The sequence below is a fragment of the Seonamhaeicola marinus genome (genome assembly GCF_008085455.1).
This window is the reverse complement of record NZ_VSDQ01000332.1, coordinates 31,156-56,599: the sequence shown is the minus strand read 5'-3', so window position 1 is coordinate 56,599 and position 25,444 is coordinate 31,156. Positions and strand designations below refer to the sequence as shown.

Below are 25,444 nucleotides of genomic sequence, written 5' to 3'. Positions count from 1 at the left end.
ATGTGGATAATAAAGAAACTAACCATCTTTTTTTAAAAGTATTCTCATATAATAGTATTGTTGTTGTTGGTAAGCTAATTACTTCTTTTGTAGTTTCTAAGGTTAGCGCCATTTATCTTGGACCGTCTGGTTATGCCATTGTTGGAAATTTTAAAAATGTTCTTCAAGGTCTTCTAGGAATTACCTCAACAGGTTTTCAAAGCGGAGTTGTTAAATATGTAACAGAAAATAAGAACGATAAGGAGAAATTAAATATACTTATTTCCTCTGTTTTATTTCTTACCGTAATAATATCTTTTGTTGTTGGAATATTAATCTATTTATTCTCTGAGCAATTAACCGTTTATGTTTTAAAAGAACCTACCTACATCTATGTTTTTGAGTGGTTGGCTTTTTTTTTGCCACTTGTTTCATTAAACTTTATTACTATTTATATTGCTAATGGATTACAAAAAATTAGATTATACACATTAATTATTACTCTATCTAATGTTGTTAATGCACTAGGGTCATTTTTTTTAATTTATTATTTTAATTTGAAAGGAGCTTTAATGGCTAGTTTAATTGTTCCATCATTATCCTTTTTGCTTGGATTTATTTTTAAGGAGATTCGCGAAATATATTCGGTGTTTTATAAATACTACAAAGATATTTCAATAACGTTTATTAAATCAATTTCTACTTACTTGTTTATGGCTATTTATTCATCTATTTTAATTAGTCTTTCTTACATATTAATTCGAAATAAAATCATTGAATCTATAAATACTTTTAACGCTGGGTTATGGGAAGCAATGAATAAAATATCAACGTTTTATATGATGTTTTTTTCATCATTATTTACACTTTACTTATTACCGGAGTTAACAAATAATAAGACCGTAAAAGGGTATTATCAAATAATGAAACATTATTTTAAATATATACTTCCAATAATGCTTGTTTTGTTCACTGGGTTATATATATTTCGGGTTTATGTAATTAAAATAGTACTAACTAATGAATTTGAATACGTAAAACACTTCTTTTTATTACAATTTGTTGGAGATTTTATCAAAATTCTTGCTTTTTCCATAGCTTATCAGTTTCATGCAAAGAAAATGGTAAAGTTCTACTTAATTTCAGATTTTATACTTTATGGAACTTTTTACATTTTTAGCACTTTTTTAATAAATGATTTTAACTTACAAGGAATCTATTATGCATATATTTTAAGTGCATTATTGTATTTTTTATCTGTCGTTCTATTTGTTTCTAGGAACAATCAAAAATATTTGGTAACGCATGTCTTATGATTTCAAAAATTTACTGCTTTTAAGTATTCCTTTAATACTTAAGTATATCTTTTTATTATTATTAGTTGATATTTATTTCATAGAGATAGGTGATGTTAAAGAAGATATTTTGTTTTTTACTGTAATTGTAGCTTTGTTTTCAATGCTTAAATTCATGCGAAAACAATTGTTTTATGACGTATTGACTTTCAGTTATTTGTTATATTTTATACTAGAGACAACATCGTATATTGCAGTTTCTTCTAACTTTTCTTCTTCATACATGTTTTTATTATTAGAATCTAACAAGGAGGAGCTAACAGAATTTTCAAGTTCTTATTTAAATGAGGCTATAATCATTTTTGCTTCCATTATTTTGGGGGCTTTTTTTGTTGTTAGACGCGCAAGGATTAATGCCAAATATATAAGAAAGAATTACATAAAAGTTACAGTTGTCCTTTTTGTTGTTGGCTTTTTAAAGTATACAGGTTTAATAGAAAACAATGCTTATCATAATATAGTAAGAGGTGCATACGGATACATTAATTTAAAAAATAATGTTAGTTATAATGAAAATGTATTGGCAAAGGACATTAATATATCATCTAGTAATGAGGTGTTAGTTGTTGCATTAGGAGAATCTACTACTAGCAAACATATGCAAGTCTATGGTTATGATGAAGAAACTACCCCTTTTTTAAATAGGATTAAGGATAGTTTGTTTTTATACTCTAATGTTATTTCAACAGATGTTATTACTACCAAGGTAGTACCAAAAATTTTAACGTCTTTGGATAACGGTACCAACAACAATGAAGATTTGGTTACCAATATTATTGAAGTTTTTAATATAGCGGGATTTGATACATATTGGCTATCAAATCAGAGACCTATTGGATTTTTTGATAATAGAGTTACAGAAATGGCTTCTGTATCAAAAAACATTAAGTTTTTAAATCATGCCCATGAGGTAAAAACAATCAGTTATGATGAAGTTTTAATACCAGCTTTAAAAGCGGCTTTAAGCAAACCAGGTAAGAAAGTTATTTTTTTAAGGTTAATAGGTACGCACTTTGACTATAATAAACGATATCCTGAGGAATTTTCTAAATTTATTGTTAGTAGTAAAGCAACTAAAAAAGAGCGGGTCATTAGTTATTATAATAATGCTGTAGCTTATAATGACTATGTTGTTTATTCTTTTATTAAAGAGCTTAAAAAGAAACGAATTAAAAGCATGCTGTTGTATTTATCAGACCATGGTGAAAATGTTTATCACGGTAACGATTTTTTTGGAAGATCCGAAAATAGTTTAACTAAAAGTATGTTTCAAATTCCTTTTTTGGTATGGACTTCAAAGGATTTTGAGTTTCCTAATGATTTTGAATATGTTCCAAATAGGGCCTTTATGACCGATCATACTTATGAAAGTTTAGGTCATATGTTTGGAGTTAAATATAAGGATATGGACGAATCTAAAAGTATCTTTAGTAAATCCTTTAAAAAACGAAAAAGAAAGGTTGTAAATGATATAGACTACGACTCTTATTTTTTAAATGTAAATGAATAAGAAAATTTGCTTATTAACAACAAGTTTAAGTTCTGGAGGTGCTGAAAAAATGGTGGCCAATATGTCTATTGCCTTAAGTAAGGCAGGTTACGATATTACTATTTTTTCAATGAAAGATGAAATACATTATAAGTACAAAGGTAATCTATATAATTTTGGTCTGGATAAATCTAATTTAGGTAAAGCTAAGGCGTTTTTTAAATTTAGAACTTTTTTTAGAACAGGTAAATTTGATTTTATTATAGATCATAGGCTAAGGGATAATTTTTGTAAAGAGATTCTTTTTTCAAAGTTTATTTTTAATAGATGTAAGGTTATTTATTGTGTCCATAGTTATAGACTAAAATATTATTTTCCTTTTCGCGTATCTTTCCTGGCTAAATTTCAGCATGTTAAAAAGAGAATATTTGTTTCAGTTAGTAGGGAGATTAAAGACCGTATTAAACGAGATTTAAATATTGATAGTATAACTATCCACAATTTTTTAAATTTTGAATATTCTTCTTCTGTAGAAAATTCTAATGAAAGAAGTAAACAGGCTTATATTCTCGGGATAGGAAGACTTACAGAAACAAAACAATTTGATGTTTTGATAAATTGCTATGAAGCATCTGATCTTATTGAAAGGAATATTAAACTTTTAATATTAGGTAATGGACCATGCCGAAATCAGTTAGTTAATTTAGTGAAAGAAAAAAAACTAGAATCTTTTGTCGAAATTTTGCGGTTTAGAAAAGATCCTATTCCTTTAATTAAAGACGCAAAAGCTTTAGTTTTATCAAGCAAAGTGGAAGGGTTTCCAATGGTTTTATTAGAAGCTCTAGCTTTAAATGTACCCGTAGTTTCTTTTAATTGTAAAAGTGGTCCTTCGGAAATAATACATAATGGTGTTAATGGTATTCTTGTTGAAGATCAGAACAAAGAAAAATTTGTAGAGGCTCTTAACAAACTGCTTGATAAGGATTTTTATGATGGTCTTAAAAATAATACTTGGGTAGGTTTGGAATCTTTTTCTGAGGAAACAATACTTTATCAATGGGAAAAACTTTTTACCCAGATGTAAAATGTCTTTAAAAAATAAAATATTGATGTAGGTGTATAATATTTTAAACCTTGTATAACAGTGAGATTGGTAGGAGAAATTTTTTCACTATAGAACTTAACCAATTTATAATTTAATTCCATTTTATACAGAACAACAAGTTTAAAATGCACAAAATCTATATATTTTTTTAAATCTTTATTTTGATTGTTTTTTAAATATACCTCATAATCTGGAATGACTCTATTGCTATTTTTGTTTGGAGCAGTTAGTTGATTTTGTATGCCTACTCGATATAGCATTTTTGCTTCTTGATAATATACCAAATTATATTTGCTAAAACACTTTATAAAATATTCATCGCCCTCTCCGTAAGTTATAGATTCATTAAAATATCCTATGTCTAAGACAAGATCCTTTTTTACAACCAAAGAACTTGGGCCAAAGATATTTTTACATATCTTAAAATAATTTGTGATTAGTTTTTCATTACTAGGGTTGTAGGAGAAAGAATTTAGATCACTATGCTTTCTTGAAGTAAACTCCCTAAGATTAGTGGCGAATATAGATTCGCTTTTATGTTTTTGAATTAAGTTGTACTGGGTTTGAAGGTAATCATGCATCCATAAATCATCGGCATCTAAAAAAGCAATATAGTTAGCTTTTGCTTTTTTTATTCCAGCATTTCTTGCAGCAGATAATCCTAGGTTTTTCTGTTGAATTATTTTAATTCTTGTGTCCTTAAATTCTTGTGCAACTTTAAGACTGTTATCTGTAGAACCATCATTAATGATTATTAGTTCAAAGTTGTTAAAAGTTTGATTTAATACACTATTTAATGTTGTTTCAACAAAATCTTCTTTATTGTAAAGAGGAATAACTACAGAAAAAAAAGGATTCATAATTTAAACTTTTAGACTGTAATAACACATGATGGTGAGTTTATATACTTGCAGAAGGAATATAGACGGTTTTTTACCTAATAAGTTTTTTTTAATTAGTGGACTTATTGTAAGATGAATGACATACATTAAATAAACTAGTTTAGATTTCTTAAAAAAAGTATACCATTTTAGTAAATCATTTGAATGCTGTGAAAACTTTTCTTCATTACTTAATTTCATTAGCGTTTTTACAGCTTGTTCCGTTTTATTTAAAAATATAGAGCTTTTTTCTAACCCTAAATGATATACTTCATTATTAAGATGTAGTATTTTAATTTTAGTTTGTTTAAGTAAGGCCCCAAAATAGTTGTCTAATCCGTAGTTATTAAATAGCATATTAGAATTAGTTTTCAAGAAAACTTCTTTGGTAATAAACATATTACCTGAGATTATTACTTTGTAAGGTTCTTTATTTCTAATAGTTTCATCGATCTCTTCTCTAGATTTTCCATATTTCCATCTTAGGATAGCATTATTATCTGGTCTTATTTTATCATAAAAAAAACCACCAAGTATAACATCATAACCCTTGCCTATTTGTGTAATATAATTGGAAATGTAATTTTTAGATTTAGGAATAGTATCAGCGTCAATAAATAGTAAATGGTTGTATATGGCTTTTTCTGCTAGTAAATTTCTAATAGAGCTTCTACCAATATTTTGAGTATTGGCTTTAAAAGTGCAATTTTTTAATTTATTAATTTCTTCGTTAACGTTGTTTGTTGGGGAGTTAGAACCATCGTCTAAACAAATAATTTCATACTCAATATTTACTTCATTAGACTGTCTATGTAATTCTTTAACTAATGTAGTTACATCATAATTATATATAGGAATTAATATTGAAAGCATAAATTAACGTTTCTTCTGCACCACCTCATAAACCTCATTATTATCACATTTTAAGGTTTTGCTTGGGTATTTCAGAAGTAAGGCATAATCATGTGTAGCCATTAAAATGGTATTGCCGTTTTTGTTGATATCCTGTAGAACTTCCATAACTTCAACACTTGTTTGCGGGTCTAAGTTTCCTGTAGGTTCATCAGCAAGTATAAGTTCAGGATTATTAAGCAAAGCTCTTGCAATAGCAATACGCTGTTGTTCACCACCAGATAACTCATGCGGAAATTTAAAGCCTTTAGTTTTCATGTCAACCTTATCCAAGACCTCTTCTATCCGCGTATTCATTTTGTCTTTATCTTTCCAACCTGTAGCTTTTAAAACAAAAAGAAGGTTGTCGTTAATTGTTCTATCGGTTAGTAATTTAAAATCTTGAAAAACCACCCCTAATTTACGTCTTAAAAAAGGAATGTCTTTTTCTTTTAAGGTTTTTAAATCGTATTCAACAATACTGCCGTCGCCTTCTTTTAGTGGTAAATCACCATAAAGGGTTTTCATAAAACTACTTTTTCCTGTACCTGTTTTACCTATTAAATACACAAATTCACCCTTGTTGATTTCAACATTAACATTAGATAAAACCAAATTATCTTTTTGGTAAATAGAAGCGTTTTGTAATTGTAAAATTGGGTTCGACATAAAATAGAAACGTAGTTTTAAGTTTGGTAAATGTATTATTAAAAACTTTAAAGTTCAAAGTTTAGTGTTCAAAATCTTAAGATTCTTCAGTAGGATTTTTAGATGTTTTTTAACATTTAATAAGTCGGTTTATAATTATGGCACGATTATTTCGTTATAGGGGGTATATTAAATTATATTTGATATTAAATTAAAAAACGAATAGTCAATGACTAAAAAAAGTATCGTTTCCCTCTTTGTAGCTATAGGGTTTAGTCTTCACCTAATAGCTCAGCAATCTGCCGCATATACCAGTAATATGGTTGATTACCAAAAGGCTTTATCGCTTTATAATAATCAACAATACTTGGCGGCGCAATCTATGTTTGGGAATGTAAAGAAAACAGCGAAGGAAGAAATTTTACTATCTAATTGTGATTACTATATGGCTAATTGTGCGGTTAGATTAAATCAGCATAACGCCGATCAAATGGTTGAGGATTTTGTAAAAGAATACCCAACCAGTACAAAACGAAATACAGCCTTTGTAGATGTTGCCGATTATTACTTTGAAAACTCAAAATACCCACATGCCAGAAAATGGTATGCCAAAGTAAATGAAGACGCTTTAGGTAGAGCTGAAAAAGAAAAATTCTATTTTAATAATGGCTACACTGCATTTGTAACTAAACAATACAGAGATGCTAAGAAGTATTTATCTAGGGTAGAAAATTCTCAAGAGTTTGGCTCTCAGGCAAAATATTATATAGGTTTTATGGCTTATGAGGGAGATGACTATGATAGAGCCAATGAGTATTTTGAGCAAGTTGAAGACCAAGAAAGGTACAAAGAAAAACTATCTTACTATCAAGCAGATCTAAACTTCAAATTAGGAAACTTTAAAAAAGCAATAGAATTAGCAAAGCAACGTCTAGCCAGTAGTGATGATGATGAGATTTCAGAATTATCTAAAATTATTGGAGAGAGTTACTTCAATTTGGAAGAATATGAAGCGGCAATTCCATACTTAACTGCTTATAAAGGAAAAAAGGGAAAGCGAGATAGAACTGCCAAATGGAGTAATACCGATTACTATCAATTGGGATATGCGTACTACAAACAGAAAGATTATGAAAAAGCCATTTCTGAATTCAATAAAATAATAGGTGGTAATAATTCTATTGCCCAAAATGCATATTATCATTTAGGAGAAAGTTATGTTCATGTAAGTAAGAAGCAAGAGGCTTTAAATGCGTTTAGGTTAGCTTCTCAAATGGACTTCGATAAAAAAATCCAAGAAGATGCATGGTTAAACTACGCTAAAATTAGTTATGAAATTGGGAACCCTTATGAGCCAGCACCTCAAGTTTTAGCTGGTTATTTAGATAAATATCCAGAGACCAGTTATAAAGAAGAAATTGAAACGTTGTTAATAGATTCTTATATCACTTCAAAGAATTACAAAGAAGCACTTAAGTTGTTAGAAGGTAAAAAGAGTTTTGAAAATAAAGTAGCATATCAAAAAGTGGCATTCTATAGAGGTATTGAGTTATACAATGAAAATCAATATTTAGAAGCCGAAAATTTGTTCGATTTATCTTTAAAAGAGCAACAAGATGAAAACTATACGGCAAGAGCAACATTCTGGAAAGCCGAGGCAGATTATAACCTCACTAATTTTGAAGATGCTTTAATTGGTTTTAAACAATTTGAGCAATGGATGACAAATACTCCAGAAAAAGAAAATCTAGATTACAATTTGGCTTACACCTATTTTAAGTTGAAGAATTATGCAAAAGCTATAGATTATTTCAATCAATTTATAGCTAATAGAAAAGATGATAAGGTTAGGTTGAATGATGCCTATTTACGTTTAGGAGATGTCAATTTTGTTACCAGTAACTATACAGCAGCTATAAATGCTTATAACAATGCCATTAAAGTAGGTGAGATTGGAGCAGATTATCCGGCATTTCAAAAAGCTATTAGTGTCGGATATTTAGGAAAAGCCAATAAGAAGATTAAAGAGTTAGAACAGTTTATTAACGATTATACTTCATCAAAGTTACGAGATGACGCCATGTATGAACTTGGTAATTCATATGTAAAAACAGGTGAAACAGATAAGGCCATAAAAATGTACGATAGATTAAATGCCGAGTATAAGGCAAGCTCTTTTGTACCAAAAGCTTTGTTACGCCAAGGGCTGGTGTTTTACAATGCAAGTGAAAATGAAAGAGCACTTGGTAAGTTTAAAAATGTGGCTAAAAGTTATCCTGGAACTCCTGAGTCTATTCAAGCTGTATCTACTGCCAAATTAATTTATATTGATATGGGGAGGGTAGATGATTATGCGCGCTGGGTAAAAACCTTAGATTATGTTGAGGTAACAGATTCTGAGTTAGATAATGCCACTTATACCGCAGCAGAAAAGCAATACTTAGACGGAAATACAGAAAAAGCTATTAGACAATTTAATGGTTATGTAAATGACTTTCCAAACGGATTACACATTCTACAAGCACATTTCTATTTAGGACAGTTATATTACAAAAAGAATTTAGTAGCTAATGCAGCACCACATTACAAATACATTGTAGACGCTTCGCAAAGCGAATATACAGAAGAAGCTCTATCACGTTTGTCACAATATTATTTAGAAGAAAAAGATTGGTTAAGAGCTATTCCTACTTTAAAACGTTTAGAGAATGAAGCTAACTTTCCTCAAAATGTGGTATTTGCTCAATCTAACTTAATGAAAGCAAATTATCAATTAAACAATTATGATGAAGCGGTGTCTTATGCCGAAAAAGTATTAGCAAGCTCCAAAATTGATAACAAGATTAAGAGTGATGCATTAATAATCATTGCCCGTTCCGCTATTAAGACTGGAGATGAAGTTAAAGCGAAGTCTGCCTATGCAAAGGTTGAAAAGGTAGCACAGGGAGAAACTGCTGCAGAGGCACTTTATTATAATGCCTATTTTAAAAATAAAGAGGGTAAGTTTCAATCTTCTAACAATGCTGTTCAGAAGTTGGCTAAAGACTATTCGGGATATAAATATTACAGTGCAAAAGGTTTAGTTGTTATGGCTAAGAACTTTTATGCTCTAGATGATGCTTTTCAAGCTACTTATATACTAGAAAGTGTTATTGAAAACTTTTCAGAATTTAATGATGTTGTTGAAGAAGCAAAAGAAGAACTAAGTAAAATAAAAGTTGAAGAGTCTAAAACAAACTCATCTATTCAACCAGAGTAATACAGTTATCAGTATGCAGAATTCAGTTCTCAGTAGGCAGTCTCAGTTAGCAGATAGATTAATTAAATCTTTAAAAAGGTTGAATTCTTTGCATCTTAGTGACTCTATGATAGAGTATTTTACTGAATAAAGAAGAGGCAACTCAATAAAAAATAGTCAATTATCATTAGAAAATTATAAAATATGCGCAAGCACATAAAACATATATTAAGTTTTGTATTACTGTTAAGTGTTATAGTAATGCATTCACAGAATAGAGATAAAGATACAATCAATACAGGTGTAATAGATGTTGTTAAACCTTATACACCATCAATTTCAGACGCTTTTAAAGTAAAAGAAATCCCTACTTTAGAAGATGAAACTACAGAAAATAAAAAGGAAGTTAAGTACAATATTTTTTCGTTCCCTGTAGCATCAACCTTTACACCTGCAAAAGGAAAAGCAGCTGTTGTAGAGAAACGCAAACCTGTTAAGTTATTTGATAATTATGCAACTGTAGGTGTTGGAACCTACACTACAATTTTGGGTGAAGTATATTTAAATCATGCTATTAATAGAAATGAAAGCGTTGGTGGTTATATAAGTCATAATTCTTCTGCTGGAGGAATAGAAGGTGTGTCTTTTGATGATAACTATTCTATATCAAAAATTAATGCCAATTATGCTACAAAATTAAGAGATTTATCATGGAATGTAGAGGCGGGATTTGTTAGTCAAAAATACAATTGGTATGGCGTGCCACAACCTTTTGATACAAATGCTATTAATGACAATATAGATGAGGAACACACATTTTATGATGCTCATTTTGGTGGCGATATAAAATTTGAAGACACCTATATAAATTCAGGAAGTTTCTTTTTTAGACGTTTTGGTGATAACCAAGGTAGCGGAGAGAACAGGTTTTTAGTAAATACAAAAATTGATATTCCAGTCAATAGAGAAGAGATTTCAACCATATTCACTTTCGATTATATAAACGGTACTTTTGATAGAAGTTATGAGGTAGATGAAGAGTTTAAGTACGGTAATTTTATAGTAAGTGCTGCACCAACCTACGAAATGAAGCAAGATGACCTAACCGTTAATGTGGGTATTACAACATCGTTTTTAAGAGATTCTGAAGCCAAGAAAAACAAGTTTTACATATTCCCTAACGTTACTGCAACTTATAGGTTAGTTAATGATGTATTAATTGCCTATGGAGGCATTGGAGGAGAGCTAATTCAGAATTCGTACTATGGTTTTGCATCAGAAAACCCATTTGTATCTCCAACTTTGGCTGTAATGCCAACAGACCAACAATACAATGTGCATATTGGTTTAAAAGGAAAGCTATCCAGTAACATGAGTTACAACATTAGTGGACTTTATAGAGCCAATAGAAATAAAGCATTGTTTAAAAACAATAGTATTACTTTAATGACAGATCAGGCCTATTCTTACGGGAACTCTTTTGGTATTGTTTATGATGATGTAAGTACTTTTGGAGTAGCTGGTGAAATAAATGTAGATGTAAATAGAAATTTTAAACTAGGGATAAAAGCAGAGTATTTTGGTTATTCAACCGATGTTGAAGATGAAGCCTGGAACTTACCAGATTTCAATGGTTCGTTATTTATGGACTACCAAATTAATGAACATTGGTTTACAGGAGCTAATTTGTTTTATGTAGGAGAAAGAAAGGATCAATTCTTTTTAAACGATGGTATCGCAATTACATCGCCATTTACAGTAACATTGGAAAGCTATTTTGATGCCAATGCACATTTAGGCTATCATATTAATGACCAAATTTCTGTATTTGCTAAGGCTAATAACATAGCAAATAACGACTACCAACGTTGGCAAAACTATCCAGTTCAAGGCATTCAGTTTTTAGCAGGAGCTACGTTTAAGTTTGATTTCTAAATAATCTTATTTGTCATTCTCGCGAAGGCGGGAATCTAAGCTAACATGATTCAAGGTATTTTAGAACTTATAGCAGATTTTTGGCTTGACATAGCCGATTATAAGCACGAAAAGAAAGTTGGTAAAAAAGAAAAGAAAGATGGTATTAAAAGACCATTGGAAAAATATTTTTTACAACCTAGTACTAAAACTACTTTTTTAGCCTTAATTGTTTTTGGTTTAGGGTTCGTTTTGTTTTTTATTTATCAGAAAAGGGTAATCTATCCGAAAAATACAAAAGAAGAAATTCAACAAATAACGGAATGGATTGAAATGTGGTATGATAAATATGAATCTTATCCTAAAAGTCTGAAGGAAGCAATAGGTACCAATCCTATGAGACAGGATTGGTATAGGGATGCATGGGGTAGGGAATATAAATATTCTTTAATGAATGGAATGTTTAAAATTGTATCTGCAGGAAAGGATGGAGAATTTGGCACTAAAGATGATGTAAACTTAAAATAGCTAACTCAATCTGGCCAAATAATCAAAATGCTCGCCTTCTAAGACTAACTTGCATTTTAAACCAACAGTTTCACAAGCTAGTTTTAAGGTGTCAAAATCAAGATAAAGCCATTTCATAGGGACTTCCTTTTCGCCTTTGTAACTAATAAAATAATCTAATTCACCATAATAATTGGCATTCATATCTTGCCAAAAGCCACCATCTTCGTCTTCATACATGTATTTAATATCCGAAGAATCAATAAGAATTTGTCCGTTAGGTTTTAGGAGGCTTTTTAGGTGCTTTAAATATTTAGAAACCTGTTGCAACTCTTGAAAAATACCTGTCCCATTCATTAGTAGTAGAACAGTATCAAAGGTTTCCGTTTCCTCTAATATACCTAATACTGCAGCATTTAAAACGCCACGTTCCTTAGCAACTTCTATAGCTCCTTCAGAAATATCAATAGCTTTAACATAAAGGCCTTTTTCCTGCAAATACAAGCTATGACTCCCTGAGCCACAACCAACATCTAAAACATTACCCTTAGCAAGTTGTAATGCTTGCTGTTCTATTTTGGGCATTTCGGTAAAGTCCCTAAATAAGTAGGGAAGCGGTAAAACATCTTCCTCTGAAATACTTGTTGCGGTAATTATATCTTCAGAATAATTTCCATTTTGATAATCTAGTAAAGCTTTTCCAAATATGTCTTGCATAATTAATATTCGCTCATTCTCGCAAAGGCGGGAATCGATTTTTTGTCATGCTGAACTAGTTTCAGCATCTCGTTTATAATAGGTCTTGTTGTCATTGCGAGGACGAAGGACATGGCAATCTCTTCCTTGAAATTGTTTACCTCTGTCAGTTCGAGTGATTTCATTTTTCTGAAATCGTATCGACCACTTGTCATTATAAATTAAGTCTAAACTTCTCTATAAATAATTCTTGGATGCTTCTGCTTTGCCCACTACCCAAGAATATCACATAAAGTGACATCTTTATAATTTAATAAATGTCTAAATTAGCACCATGCAAGACATCATAGATAATCTTCCAAAGCAGGCCAAAGATAAGCATAACGAGAACAAGAAGTTCTTTCAGAAATTAAAAAAGAAGGCTCCAAAGAATTTAGACTATATCATGCAAGATTTGCATGAAGATGAATTTGAACGAACCGATTGCTTAAAGTGTGCTAACTGTTGTAAAACCACTGGGCCGTTGTTTACAAATAAAGATATAGAGCGTATATCGAAATTTTTAAGACTAAAGCCACAACAATTCATTGCGCAATATTTGCGAGTAGATGAAGAAAATGATTATGTCTTACAAAGTGTTCCTTGTACGTTTTTAGGAGTGGATAATTATTGCTCTATTTACGATGTGCGACCAAAAGCTTGTAGAGAGTTTCCACATACCGACAGAAAAAAGTTTCAGCAAATAGCTAATCTTACACTTAAAAACGTAGCTATTTGTCCAGCGGCCTATAATATTGTTGAAGCCATGAAAAAGGCAATTAACTCTTAAAAATTGGTTCTTAAAGTTCAAAAATTGAGCTAATGTGTTCAAAATAAAATAGTTGCGTTTTAAAAGACATTTGTTGTCTAAGTGGTTGATAATTAGAGGTAAAATGCTATAGAATTTAAAACTCTAGCATTATGACCAGCAAACCATACCTTCATAATTTAACAGCTTTACGGGGTATAGCCGCTATTTTGGTAGCCGTACTTCATTTTCACTTTTTCTTAGGGCCAATAATGCCTTATAAGAATGCTCCTGTTATAGATAAACTATACTTAATGGTAGATTTATTCTTCATTTTAAGCGGATTCATAATGTGCTATGTTTATGAAGGTAGTTTTAAAATTGGTGTTAAAAAGCAAAACTACAAGAACTTTTTAATTGCCCGATTAGCTAGAATTTATCCTCTACACGTTTTAACATTATTAGCGGAAGTTTTCATTTTTCTATTCATCTTGAGTATAGGCAAGTTTGATTTTTTACCGCTACCAAAGCAGAATATGTTTAATCTAAACGCTATACCAACTAACTTAACATTTTTGCACACTGTTGGGTTTCATGATTTCGCCTCATGGAATTCGCCTTCATGGAGTTTAGGTGCAGAATGGTGGGCGTACATATTGTTTCCATTTCTATTTATCTTTTTTAGGAAATTAAAGAATACCAATTGGATAGTAGGTTTAATAATGGCAATTGGCGGATGGTTATGTATCGAATTTATTCTTGCCGGTATGGAGCCATTTATGCATTTTCCTCCAAACCCTGAGAAACGTACTTTAAATGTTATTTGGCATTACGGAACCATTCGGGGTATTGTTGGTTTTGTTGCCGGAATGGTCGTTTGGCAGATGTATAACAAATCAAAGTTTAAAGAGGTATTGGCAAATGGTTGGGTGTTGTTAATATTCACTTTACTCTCAATTCTATCGATGCAATTTAGCTGGTACGATACGGTTACTGTAGTTTGTTTTTCTGTAATTATATTATCGATAGCCTATGGAAGTTTTAGAATTAACAAGTTTTTCAGTTTTAAACCTCTAAGGCTATTAGGAGATTGGTCGTTTTCAATTTATCTATGGCATATGATACTTATTAATTTGGTTCGGTTATACTTCTTTTGTCAACTAACTGAACCAGCCAAAAAGTTTCTCTTACGTCCTTGGCAAGGTGAACCTGCCTATGTAATTCTATTGTTGTTGTTAGTTTTTCTGCTTCTTACAAGTTTGGTGGGGTGGTTGTCTTTTAAATATATAGAAACACCTACACGCCAATGGATAAAGAAAAAGTATTCGAAATAAGTTCATCATCTCAATCAAAAATAAATGCAAAAACCATATTTACATAACCTAACCTCATTACGAGGCATAGCGGCAATTTTAGTTGCCATATTACACTTTCATTTTTTTATGACGCCTGTAGCTTCAGGTAATACTGCACATGTAATAGATAAGTTTTATTTAATGGTTGATCTATTTTTTATTTTAAGTGGTTTTATAATGTGCTACGTTTATAATGATAGTTTTATTAATGGGATTGAAAAACGAAGTTATAAGAACTTCTTAATTGCGAGATTAGCCAGAATTTACCCTTTGCACGTAGTAACCATTGGAGCAGAAGTACTTGTGTTTTTAAGCTTACTTAGTAAAGTTGGTTATGATAATCTCGGACCTTTTAAACAACACCTTTATAGGCTAGATGGTATTCTGGTTCAATTAGGTTTTTTACAAACAGTTGGTATTTTTAATTTTGATACCTGGAATGCTCCAGCATGGAGTTTAAGTGCTGAGTGGTGGGCCTACGTATTGTTTCCTTTCTTATTTATAGTTTTTTCTAAGCTGAAAGGTTTTAAACAATTCTTACCAATTGTTATAGCTATAATAGGTTGGATATTGATTGAGTTTGTATTGTCAGCCAAAGAACCCTTTATGGACTTTCCATTAAACCCGAATAAAAGAACATTAGATGTTAATTGGCATTATGGCACTTTAAGAGGAATAGTCGGATTTATATGCGGTATGGGGATTTGGCTCGTTTTTGAAAAATTGAAATTTAAACCTGTTTTAGGAAACGGGTGGACTTTGGTTGTAACTGGTACATTAGTAATTATTTCTATGATGTTGGGATGGTACGATGTAATTAGTGTCTTTCTCTTGGGAACGATAATTTTAATTTCAGCTTATGGGAGTAAAAATATGGATAGATTTTATGCGTTTCCAATTTTGACTAAATTGGGTAATTGGTCATTTTCGATTTATATATGGCATAATGTAATTATTCATGTAATATTAATTCCTTTTAATAATGTTGGTACTAACCCCAAAAAAGCGTTTCAAACATACACTCAAGATATACCCTCGTTTTTGTCGTTAATAGCTTTTCTTCTAATTACAAGTTTGGTAGGTTGGTTGTCTTTTAAATTTATTGAAAGGCCTACGCGTCAATGGATTAAGCGTAGGTTTAGTAGTTAAAACAAATGTTATGCATGCATAGTTTATTAAAGAGTTGTATATTTAATGAAAACTAAATAAGACCATGCAAGAATTTTTAAACTATTTTGAAAATATACCTTCACTTCATAGAAGTATCATTTTGATTGGTGGATTAACCTTATTTTGGTTGATAGAAAGTGCTGTTCCGTTGTTTAAGTTCAATTATAGAAAATGGAAACACGCATGGCCGAATATATTTTTTACACTAACAACCGTGGTTATAAATTTTGTTTTGGCTTTTCTTTTATTAAAATCGGCCGACTGGGTTACTGAAAACGACTTCGGAATTATAAATTGGCTACCAGAAATGTCTCTTGGACTATACATATTTCTCGGTGTACTATTGTTAGACTTTTTCGGAGCCTATTTAGCCCATTTAGTAGAACATAAAATTGGAGCGCTCTGGATGGTACATTTGGTACATCACACAGATCATAATGTAGATACGACTACAGCTAACCGACATCACCCTATTGAAAGTGTCATACGATTTACTTTTACGCTTTTAGGCGTTATCATTGTTGGTGCTCCTATTGGTATTGTAATGCTCTATCAATCTTTGTCGTTAGTATTTTCCCAATTTAACCATGCAAACATAAAGCTCCCAAAAACAATAGATAAGACCATAAGTTATCTTTTGGTTTCTCCCGATATGCATAAAGTGCATCACCATTTTAGATTGCCTTATACAGATTCTAATTACGGAAATATTTTCTCTGTTTGGGATAGGTTATTAGGAACTTACCTAGAATACGATCGAGAAAAATTGGTGTATGGTGTAGATGTATTTCCAGATGAAGAAAAAAATGGAAAGATTACAGAGCTTTTAAAACAACCTTTTCAGAAGTATGAAAGGCCAACTGAAACACCAGAGATTTAAATTACATTGGCATAATTAATGATGGTTTGCATGATTATTAATTTATAGTGAATGGAGGCTTTTAAAAGTTTTTTGAATATTGTTATTTTACTGGGAGCTTTACAAGGTTTTATCTCAAGCATATTACTTTTTAAGTATAAACATAATAGGTCTAATAAGTTTCTAGCTTGGATAATTCTATTTATTTCTTTAGCCTGTTTAGATGTGTATCTATTTCAAGCTATTGATAATGACGTTCAATCAACGACATATCACCTAATAAGGGCCATATTACCATTGGGTATTTATATGCCAATATTTCCTCTAGTTTATTTCTATACGAAGTCCTTGTTTAATACTGAGTTTAAACTTAATAAATCTCATAAAATTCAGTTGTATACTGTTTTATTCGACATTGTGCCTTACCTAGTAGCTCTAGTATATGTGGTTGGCGTATTGATGAAAAGTATAAGTTCGCAAAATAGTGATGGTTATGGAAATTTTATTTACATCTGGAATACCTATGGCGATATTCCTAGGTGGTTATCCCTTATGTTTTATTTGCGGTTAACTTATAAAGAGATAAGTGCCAATAACGATTCTAAAGTATACAAAGCTACAATAAGTTGGGTGAGGCAGTTGTTTAAAGCATTTTTGATGTTTTCAATACTTTGGTTATTCTATTTAATACCTTATGTTATACCTTCTGCATCAGAACAACTAGTAAAGGTACTAGGCTGGTTTCCTATTTATATCCCACTCTCAGTTTTAGTTTATTGGTTAGGAATAAAAGGATATATAATAGGAACTAAAGTAAATGCGCATAGAGCACCGAAGACAAAACTAGAACCACATATAATTGAAAAAACAGTGCTGAAATTGAACAATGCGATGCAAAACGATAAACTGTATCTTGATGCGTCGTTAAAATTAAATGATATCGTAGCATACGTGAAAATTCCTCAAAAAACTATTTCAGCCGTGTTAAATCAACACCTTCAAAAAAGCTTCAACGAATATGTAAATGAGTATAGAATTGAAGAAGTGAAATCAAAATTAATAAACCCCGATTTTGACCATTTAACCATAACCGGCGTTGCACTAGAAAGTGGTTTCAATTCTCAAGCAACTTTTCAACGTACTTTTAAGAAAATTGTGAAACAATCTCCCAAAGCTTTCAGGTTAAATTGTACTAATACCAGTATAAACAGTTCTCAAATCTAGATTTGAGTAGACCGGAGTACTCATAAATTTTTCATTTGTAGAAAATAAATAAAATTCTAAAAATGAAACAAACTGCTTATATCGTATTAATACTAGCCTTTGGTTTAACAAGTATTATTAATGGTCAATCTAACAAAAAGATAAAGAAAGGAATTGAAAAATATCTAGCCAAAAAAATTAACAAAAATGAGCAGGGAGCATCTGTTTTAATTGGGAAAAAAGGAAAGATTTTATACAGCAAAGGATTTGGCTTAGCCAATCAAGAATGGCATACACCAATCACTAATGAAACTGTTTTTCAAATAGGGTCATTAACAAAACCAATTACGGCATTGTGTATTTTACAGTTAGTAGAAAAAGGGAAATTATCTCTTGAGGATAGCATTCAAAAGTTTATACCCTATTTTCCTTCAAAGGATTATACTATAACCATAGAACACCTATTAACACATACATCTGGAATAAAAGAATATCTAAGTTTAAACCATCAAAACCCTTTTATTTTACGAAGTGATTTGGAGTCAACTGAAATTATTATTTTTTTCAAAGATGAACCTTTGAACTTTATGCCGGGAACAAAATTTTCGTATTCAAATTCTGGTTATTTTTTGTTGGGAGTTATAATTGAGAAAGTTTCAAAACTTTCATATGCTTCTTATGTGAAACAAAATATTTTTGAGGCATGTGGAATGAAAAATTCATTTTATGGTAATAATTTTAAAATTATTCCAAATCGTGCAACCTCATATGTCAAAGATAATGGAGAATTAAAAAAAGGCGATTATTGGAGTATGTCAATTCCTTATGCCGCTGGTGCGCTACTTTCTACCACCGAAGATTTATTTAAATGGCAGCAAGCCGTATTCAATAATAAGCTATTAAGCAAAGAATGGGTTACTAAGGCAATTACAAAATATGAATATAGTAATGGTATTATTTCTAATTATGGATATGGGTGGTTTTTAGATTTTATTGATATTAACGGAAGTAAAACTATTGCACATAGCGGTGGCATATCCGAATTTAATTCGTTGTTTTTGTATTTACCAGAGGAAGATATCCAAGTTATTGTTTTATCTAACTATGGGGATACAGATGTTAATACAATTGCTATAGATTTAGCAAAACTAGCAAGTGGTAACGAATTAGCATCATTTCAGTTAAATAAAGAGTTAAAAGAAAGTTATAAGGGAACATATGAATCTATTATAGATGGGGAAAAGAAAACCATCCAGATATATGAATTAGAGAATAAGTTAGTATTAGATACTGTTGAGTGGAAACTTGAAATGGTTCCGCTTACAAATACTAAATTTCAAATGAGGAATGCAAGACCAATTATCACTGTGGAATTTATTAAAGACATTCTTGGAAATATAAAGTTTATATCAAAACAAAAAGAACAGCTATATGAGTGGAAGAAAATAGATTAAAAAATAATTGTTGAAGAAGAATTACTTAGATTTTGGTCTTTATTGGTCAGATATTCTAAAACCTGATTCATTAAAAATTTATTGTATTTAAAAACTCATTTGTTGTTTAAATCGTTGATAATTAAGGTTATACTTGATTGTGAATTTAAACCCTCTAATTATGAAAAGCAATTTATTTTTTGTTGGCATGTTATGTCTTTTAATGATTGGTTTTCAGTTGAAAACTGAAGCTCAAGAAGTCGGAGACTATAACTTTTTAAAAGAACGTTTAGAAAATACAAAGGCAATTACTATTAAAGTAATAGAAGCCATGCCCGAAAGCCTATATATGTATAAACCAACTGATGACCTTAGAACATATAAAGCTTTAGTATCTCACATTGTATACTCTATTGAGTGGAATATAGCATTATTGAAAAATGAGCCCATTAAATGGCAACCTGGAGATGAAAATCGTTTTTCAAAGCAAGAGCTTATTGAATACGCAAATGAAGAATTTGACAATCTTATTCAATTTATGACCTCCACTAAAGCTTCTCCCGAGTTAACAGAAAAAGTAATAGATGTTTTAAATCATAATGCGCATCATAGAGGACAACTTATGATCTACCTAAGATTAAAAGGTATAACACCACCAAATTAAATATAGCATGAAGTCATTCAGATACGTTTTAATCGTCATTATCTCAACTATTAGCAATGCTAATGTATGTGCACAAGATTCAAAATTTCTTGCCCATTTAGTAGATTCACTTCCAAAAGGGAAACCCATATTGGTCAATTTTCAAATAAAAAAAGGGTTTATGGCAACAGAGCGTATAGCCATTTCTAAAAACGGAAAGCAAATCTATTACGGTGTTAGAAATGGCTACGGAACTTTGGGAAAGCATGATGCAAAAGCTCATATCATGAAAATTAATTATACAGAAGGGGCTTGGGGTGCACCTCAAAAAGTTTTCGCAGATAGTGCAGGAGCACCAGCGTTTTCCAAAAATGAAAAAACACTGTATTTTCAATATGATGACACACTTCTCGTAAAAGGATTGTATACTAATAAAACTAAGCTAGGGTGGCAAACGCCTAAACAGTTTAATCCTTCAATTAGAAAATCACATTATTTTCAATCACCTAAAAAAAACAGTTACTATTATACAGCAGGTATTAATAAAGCTGAAAGTGTACAAGATGTATTCCAAGTAATTACATCAAAAAAAGACACCATTATTAATCGTTTAGGCTTTAATATAAAAGGAGAATGGGCAGATTTTTATATGTCACCAAATGAGGACTTTTTAATACTGCTATTTGGTAAAGAAAATAAAGGAGGCAATTATAAATTCTATGGAAATTCTAATTTATTTATATCTTTCAAAAGAAAAAATAATACATGGACCAAACCATTAAACTTAGGTAAGGAAGTCCACAGTATTTCTAAATGGAATTGGGGACCCTATGTTACAAGAGATAAAGAGTATTTATTCTTTTCAAGCTGGGGGAAAACTGTTGGTACGTATATGATAGATTTTAAACCTATTTATAATAAATTGAAAATTGAAGCATTAAAGGAATGAAGCATTTTTCTGTTGTAGCTAGTTTAGTTTTTTTGATACTTTTTATGAATTGCAAAGACAATAATACTATTGATATTCAAGGCCATCGCGGATGCCGAGGGTTAATGCCAGAAAATACTATTGAAGCTTTTAGAAAAGCCATTGATTTGGGAGTTCATACTTTGGAATTAGATGTAGTTGTTTCAAAAGACAATATGGTTGTTGTTTCACATGAACCTTTTATGAATCATGAAATGTGTTTAGCTCCAGATGGAACTGAAATAACTGAAGCCGAAGAGAAACAATACAATGTTTATCAAATGACGTTTAATGATCTTAAAGAGTTCGATTGTGGTACAAAAGTTCATCCAAGATTTCCTGAACAAGAAAAGTTAAAAACCTATAAACCATCTTTAGATAAGGTTTTTAAAATGTCTTTAGCAAAGAACCCTGATATTAAATTCAATATTGAGTTAAAATCGAAACCAGAATACGATGAAATTTATACTCCAAAGCCTGAAGAATTTGTAGGGTTGGTTTTGGATATAATCAACAAAAATGATGTTTTTAATCAGGTTAACTTACAGAGTTTTGACCTAAGAACTTTAGAAGAGATAAAAAAGCAAGCTCCAAAAATGGAAGTAGCTTTACTAATTGATGAAGATGAAGATATTTGGAACAAAATGACTAAGATGTCTTACCTACCTGAAATTATTAGTCCATATTATAAACTATTGGATGCTAAAAAAGTAAGAAACCTAAAGGCAGAAGGTTTTAAGGTTATCCCTTGGACCATTAATAAGGTTGAAGATTTACAACTTATGATGGATTTTAAAGTTGATGGTATTATTACCGATTATCCTGATAGATTAATTAAACTAATAGAATAGTGTCATGTCATCAAGAAGGAAGAACGACTACAGAAGCTATGCTAACTTCAATTATAAAAGGTATATTAATCATAAATCAAATACTTTTTCCTAACAAGTTTAAAAGCTTCTAAGTCTTTCTGCCATGTTGCTTTGATATCTGTTTCAGACATTCCAGATTCAATTTGTTTTTGAAGCGTTGTGGTTCCGGCATGCTTTGTAAAATTATCTGTATTAAAGAATTTAGATTTGTCGGTTGCATTTTGGTAAGCTTTAATAACCCATTTTAAGGTCATTTCTCCCTTAACCATTTCACTCCTTAAATCCTCACCATAACATAATTTATTTTGTTGCTTAGGGTATTTAGCTCCAAAATTGGAAACAGGGGTATATGTAAACAACATAGTTTCCTTATTTAGAAATGGCGCTCCATAACGTTGAAACTGAAACTCCGTACCTCTGCCAGCATTAATGTTGGTGCCTTCAAATAAACCTAAGCTTGGGTATAATTCAATAGATTTATCATTAGGTAAATTAGGAGAAGGGCGTTGAGGTAAACTGTATGGTGTTTGGTGTCCGTAATTTTTAACAGGAATAATTTCAAGCTTACATTGAATACCATTTTTTAACCATTTTTCTCCATTTATCATTTTTCCATATTCTCCTATGGTCATACCATGAACTAAAGGGATAGTATGCATTCCAAGAAAGCTTTTGTGTTTGGCCTTTAAAGTAGGACCATCAATATAGTGTCCGTTTGGGTTGGGTCTATCTAAAATAACAACAGGAATATTGGCTTCTGCACAGGCTTCCATAACATAGTGTAACGTAGAAATATAAGTATAAAAACGCACGCCAACATCTTGAATATCAAAAACAACAATATCTAAATCGCTAAGCTGTTCTTGAGTTGGTTTTTTGTTTTTTCCGTGAAGAGAGAAAATGGGTAAATTAGTTTTGGTATCAAAACCATCTTTAACATGTTCTCCGGCATCAGCGCTTCCTCTAAAACCATGTTCTGGAGCAAATACTTTTTTAATATTTACATGCAATGATAATAGAGAATCTACAAGGTGCGTATTACTGTCTTTTTTAGAGGTGTTTAGTGACGAAGTAATCTCTTCTTTGAATATTACACTGGTCTGATTAGCTACAACACCAACACGTTTTCCTTTTAAAACAGGTAAATAAAGTTCAGTTCGATTTGAAGCAATAACCAGAGTACTGTCATTCTGAACGACGTTGAGAATCTCACTTTCGGTCTTATGTATCCCATCGTTCTTCTTCTTAGAGTTTCCACAAGAAATAAGTATAATAACAAATAATAAAACTGTATTTTTGACAAGAGTTAACCGCATTATATAAATTGAATTACGAGTATTTTATAGCTAAACGCATTATTAGTAGTAAAGCGTATAAAAGTAGTGTTTCGGCCCCAATAATAAAAATTGGTATTGCTGCTATAGCTATAGGTATTGTTGTAATGATGATTGCTATTGCCACAGGTGTTGGGTTACAACAAAAGATTAGAGATAAGGTTGTTGCTTTTAATGGGCACGTTATTATTTCAAATTACGATAGCAATAATACAGATGAGAGTATTACTCCAATTTCTAATGAACAAGATTTCTATCCGGAGTTCAACACAGTTGAAGGCATCGACCATATCCAAGCGGTAGCCTCTAAATATGGTGTTGTAAGAACTGAAAAGGATTTTGAAGGAACATATTTAAAAGGTGTAGGAGGAGATTATAACTGGAAATACTTTAAAGAATTTTTGGTTGAAGGTGAATTACTGGATTATACTCCAAAAAGAAACGAAGATGTTCTGATATCTCAATACCTAGCCAATAGATTGGCACTTAAGCTTAATGAAACTTTTCAAATGGTGTTCTTTAAAAATGATACAGAAAAGGTTCCAAACATCATAACGTACAAAATAAAGGGAATTTATAATTCGGGTTTTCAAGATTTTGATGCCAATTACATTATAGGAGATATTCGCCATATTCAACGTATTAATAGGTGGAAAAAGAATGAGGTTGGTAACTTTGAAGTTTTTATAGAAGATTATGATGAATTAGACATAAAAGGAGAAGAGATTCACAACAGTGTACCATCCAAACTTTATGGGCAAACGATAACGAATAAATACCGATCAATTTTCGACTGGATTAAAATTTTTGACACCAATATTTACGGTATTATTGGTATGATGATACTCGTAGCTGGAATTAATATGATTACGGCATTGCTGGTTCTAATTCTTGAACGTACTCAAATGATTGGAATTTTAAAAGCTTTAGGTAGTAATAATTTCAGCATTAGAAAGGTGTTTTTGTACAACGCATCTTACCTAATTCTTCTTGGTTTGTTTTGGGGGAACCTTATAGGTTTGGCCTTGTTATTTGCTCAAAAATACCTTAAACTTTTTACCTTAGATCCAACGGTTTATTACGTTACAGAGGCTCCAGTATATATAAGCTTAGGTTATGTTCTAGCATTAAATTTGGGAACACTTGTATTGTGCTTGCTAATGCTTTTAATTCCTTCTTATGTAATAACTAAGATTTCGCCAGTAAGAGCTATTAGGTTCGATTAGTTGGCTATTCCCCTTCAATATCACTAATATGATGCTCTAAGGCTTTAACAGATATCTGAATTTCAACAATTAACAAAGATAAAGAGGCAATTAACAGAAGTAGGGCTGCTCCAAATACCCAGATAGCAATGGTATTTTGGTCTACATAAATTAAAAACATAGTAAGAACACATAACAGCAAACTGGTAATACCTAAGATTTGCATAGAACGGGTAAGGTAGAGTCTTTGTTTAATATTTTTAATTTGAGCAATTATAATGCTATCTTTATTCTGCTTGTATTTATCATGTAAATTTCTAATTACAGCTGCATAAGCTAAGAATCTATTAGTATATGCCAACATGATAAGCGATATGGCCGAAAATAGTAGGGCAGGTGTGGTTAATGTTAGTGCTTCCATTAATGTAAATTAATTACAAAATTACAAATAACTACCACATTAATACTTTTATAAATGAAAAAGAGAGACCCAATATATTGAGTCCCTCCTTTTACTAAACTTAAACATAAAAATCTAAAAAACTAATTTTTTTTCCAGTAAGCGCTCATAAGTTTCATTTTTTCCTTACCCACTATGGCTCTTATTTTTTTTGAAGACGTTTGTTTAACCTCTTTTATCTTTTCTTTTTCTATAGCTTTATCTAGTTTTTGCTTTTTAATAGCCTTTATACTGGCTACTTTTTCCTTTTGAATAGCTAAAACCTTAGTAGACTCTGCTTTGTCTAATTTGGCATATGCAATAGCACCTTTAATGGTTTTCTTTTCCTGAGCATCTACAGCTAGGGCCAGAAATAAGGCAAAAACTAATAGCATTAATTTTTTCATAATCTAGTATTGTTTTGTTTTAGACAAAGTTATTGGTACTTGTTTGTTTGGAAGTTCAGATATGAGT

23 protein-coding genes are annotated in these 25,444 nt (G+C 30.9%); 16 read left to right on the top strand and 7 right to left on the bottom strand.

Going from position 1 to position 25,444, the window contains the following annotated elements; genetic code table 11:
* Positions 1-2 precede the first annotated feature (2 nt).
* From FUA24_RS04510 to FUA24_RS04500, 3 genes are read left to right on the top strand one after another with little or no spacing between them, the layout of a single operon-like run.
* Positions 3-1,295, top strand: coding sequence for an O-antigen translocase (locus FUA24_RS04510; RefSeq protein WP_187388161.1), 1,293 nt, complete (start codon positions 3-5; stop codon positions 1,293-1,295).
* Positions 1,285-2,844 (top strand): phosphoethanolamine transferase, encoded by a 1,560-nt coding sequence (locus FUA24_RS04505; RefSeq protein WP_148540217.1) that lies wholly within the window; start codon positions 1,285-1,287, stop codon positions 2,842-2,844. The genes FUA24_RS04510 and FUA24_RS04505 overlap by 11 nt, the downstream gene beginning before the upstream one ends.
* The gene (locus FUA24_RS04500; protein WP_148540216.1) at positions 2,837-3,907 is read left to right on the top strand and encodes a glycosyltransferase; all 1,071 of its coding nucleotides are present in this window, start codon (positions 2,837-2,839) and stop codon (positions 3,905-3,907) included. Before FUA24_RS04505 ends, FUA24_RS04500 begins: the two co-directional genes overlap by 8 nt.
* Here the strand turns inward: FUA24_RS04500 and FUA24_RS04495 are convergent.
* Genes FUA24_RS04495 through FUA24_RS04485 form a run of 3 tightly spaced genes read right to left on the bottom strand, consistent with a single transcriptional unit; the run spans position 3,877 to position 6,369 of the window.
* Positions 3,877-4,788, bottom strand: a complete 912-nt coding sequence (locus FUA24_RS04495; protein WP_148540215.1) for a glycosyltransferase family 2 protein — start codon at positions 4,786-4,788, stop codon at positions 3,877-3,879. The two genes, FUA24_RS04500 and FUA24_RS04495, sit on opposite strands and share 31 nt — an antisense overlap.
* 3 nt (positions 4,789-4,791) lie before the next feature.
* Positions 4,792-5,682, bottom strand: a complete 891-nt coding sequence (locus FUA24_RS04490; RefSeq protein ID WP_148540214.1) for a glycosyltransferase family 2 protein — start codon at positions 5,680-5,682, stop codon at positions 4,792-4,794.
* A 3-nt stretch (positions 5,683-5,685) separates the two neighbouring features.
* Positions 5,686-6,369: a cell division ATP-binding protein FtsE gene (locus tag FUA24_RS04485; protein ID WP_148540213.1), complete on the bottom strand. Its 684-nt coding sequence runs from the start codon at positions 6,367-6,369 to the stop codon at positions 5,686-5,688.
* Between the two features lie 208 nt (positions 6,370-6,577).
* Between FUA24_RS04485 and FUA24_RS04480 the strand changes: the two genes are divergently transcribed.
* The 3 genes from FUA24_RS04480 to FUA24_RS04470 all read left to right on the top strand — a co-directional run bounded on the left by FUA24_RS04480 (position 6,578) and on the right by FUA24_RS04470 (position 12,028).
* The gene (locus FUA24_RS04480) at positions 6,578-9,607 is read left to right on the top strand and encodes a tetratricopeptide repeat protein (protein WP_148540212.1); all 3,030 of its coding nucleotides are present in this window, start codon (positions 6,578-6,580) and stop codon (positions 9,605-9,607) included.
* A 183-nt stretch (positions 9,608-9,790) separates the two neighbouring features.
* Positions 9,791-11,521: a TonB-dependent receptor gene (locus tag FUA24_RS04475; protein ID WP_148540211.1), complete on the top strand. Its 1,731-nt coding sequence runs from the start codon at positions 9,791-9,793 to the stop codon at positions 11,519-11,521.
* 45 nt (positions 11,522-11,566) lie between these two features.
* On the top strand, positions 11,567-12,028 hold the full coding sequence (locus FUA24_RS04470; protein WP_148540210.1) for a type II secretion system protein GspG: 462 nt from the start codon (positions 11,567-11,569) through the stop codon (positions 12,026-12,028).
* Here the strand turns inward: FUA24_RS04470 and FUA24_RS04465 are convergent, their stop codons facing one another.
* A complete protein-coding gene (locus FUA24_RS04465; protein WP_148540209.1) occupies positions 12,029-12,724 on the bottom strand; it encodes a class I SAM-dependent methyltransferase in 696 nt (231 codons plus the stop codon). It lies immediately after the preceding gene.
* A gap of 313 nt (positions 12,725-13,037) precedes the next feature.
* Between FUA24_RS04465 and FUA24_RS04460 the strand changes: the two genes are divergently transcribed.
* From FUA24_RS04460 to FUA24_RS04420, 9 genes are all read left to right on the top strand, one after another.
* The gene (locus FUA24_RS04460) at positions 13,038-13,532 is read left to right on the top strand and encodes a YkgJ family cysteine cluster protein (RefSeq protein ID WP_148540208.1); all 495 of its coding nucleotides are present in this window, start codon (positions 13,038-13,040) and stop codon (positions 13,530-13,532) included.
* Between the two features lie 131 nt (positions 13,533-13,663).
* Positions 13,664-14,824, top strand: a complete 1,161-nt coding sequence (locus FUA24_RS04455; RefSeq protein ID WP_148540207.1) for an acyltransferase family protein — start codon at positions 13,664-13,666, stop codon at positions 14,822-14,824.
* Between the two features lie 24 nt (positions 14,825-14,848).
* Positions 14,849-15,994: an acyltransferase family protein gene (locus tag FUA24_RS04450; protein ID WP_148540206.1), complete on the top strand. Its 1,146-nt coding sequence runs from the start codon at positions 14,849-14,851 to the stop codon at positions 15,992-15,994.
* 64 nt (positions 15,995-16,058) lie between these two features.
* The gene (locus FUA24_RS04445; protein ID WP_148540205.1) at positions 16,059-16,895 is read left to right on the top strand and encodes a sterol desaturase family protein; all 837 of its coding nucleotides are present in this window, start codon (positions 16,059-16,061) and stop codon (positions 16,893-16,895) included.
* Between the two features lie 51 nt (positions 16,896-16,946).
* Positions 16,947-18,098 carry a helix-turn-helix domain-containing protein gene (locus tag FUA24_RS04440; protein WP_148540204.1) on the top strand — a complete coding sequence of 384 codons (1,152 nt, stop codon included), beginning with the start codon at positions 16,947-16,949 and terminating at the stop codon, positions 18,096-18,098.
* A 62-nt stretch (positions 18,099-18,160) separates the two neighbouring features.
* Positions 18,161-19,531, top strand: coding sequence for a serine hydrolase domain-containing protein (locus FUA24_RS04435; protein WP_148540203.1), 1,371 nt, complete (start codon positions 18,161-18,163; stop codon positions 19,529-19,531).
* Positions 19,532-19,691: 160 nt separating this feature from the next.
* Positions 19,692-20,174 (top strand): DinB family protein, encoded by a 483-nt coding sequence (locus FUA24_RS04430; protein ID WP_148540202.1) that lies wholly within the window; start codon positions 19,692-19,694, stop codon positions 20,172-20,174.
* Positions 20,175-20,181: 7 nt separating this feature from the next.
* Positions 20,182-21,102: a hypothetical protein gene (locus FUA24_RS04425; RefSeq protein ID WP_148540201.1), complete on the top strand. Its 921-nt coding sequence runs from the start codon at positions 20,182-20,184 to the stop codon at positions 21,100-21,102.
* Positions 21,103-21,146: 44 nt separating this feature from the next.
* Positions 21,147-21,971: a glycerophosphodiester phosphodiesterase family protein gene (locus FUA24_RS04420; protein ID WP_148540263.1), complete on the top strand. Its 825-nt coding sequence runs from the start codon at positions 21,147-21,149 to the stop codon at positions 21,969-21,971.
* Positions 21,972-22,036: 65 nt separating this feature from the next.
* On the opposite strand, the gene FUA24_RS04415 is transcribed toward FUA24_RS04420, so the two are convergent.
* Positions 22,037-23,308, bottom strand: coding sequence for an exo-beta-N-acetylmuramidase NamZ family protein (locus FUA24_RS04415; protein WP_148540200.1), 1,272 nt, complete (start codon positions 23,306-23,308; stop codon positions 22,037-22,039).
* 8 nt (positions 23,309-23,316) lie between these two features.
* Here FUA24_RS04415 and FUA24_RS04410 point away from each other — a divergent pair, with 8 nt between their 5' ends.
* The gene (locus FUA24_RS04410) at positions 23,317-24,552 is read left to right on the top strand and encodes an ABC transporter permease (RefSeq protein ID WP_148540199.1); all 1,236 of its coding nucleotides are present in this window, start codon (positions 23,317-23,319) and stop codon (positions 24,550-24,552) included.
* A gap of 4 nt (positions 24,553-24,556) precedes the next feature.
* Here the strand turns inward: FUA24_RS04410 and FUA24_RS04405 are convergent, their stop codons facing one another.
* Both FUA24_RS04405 and FUA24_RS04400 read right to left on the bottom strand, forming a co-directional pair.
* A complete protein-coding gene (locus tag FUA24_RS04405; RefSeq protein WP_148540198.1) occupies positions 24,557-24,952 on the bottom strand; it encodes a DUF2721 domain-containing protein in 396 nt (131 codons plus the stop codon).
* 122 nt (positions 24,953-25,074) lie between these two features.
* Positions 25,075-25,377, bottom strand: coding sequence for a hypothetical protein (locus tag FUA24_RS04400; RefSeq protein WP_148540197.1), 303 nt, complete (start codon positions 25,375-25,377; stop codon positions 25,075-25,077).
* Positions 25,378-25,444 lie beyond the last annotated feature (67 nt).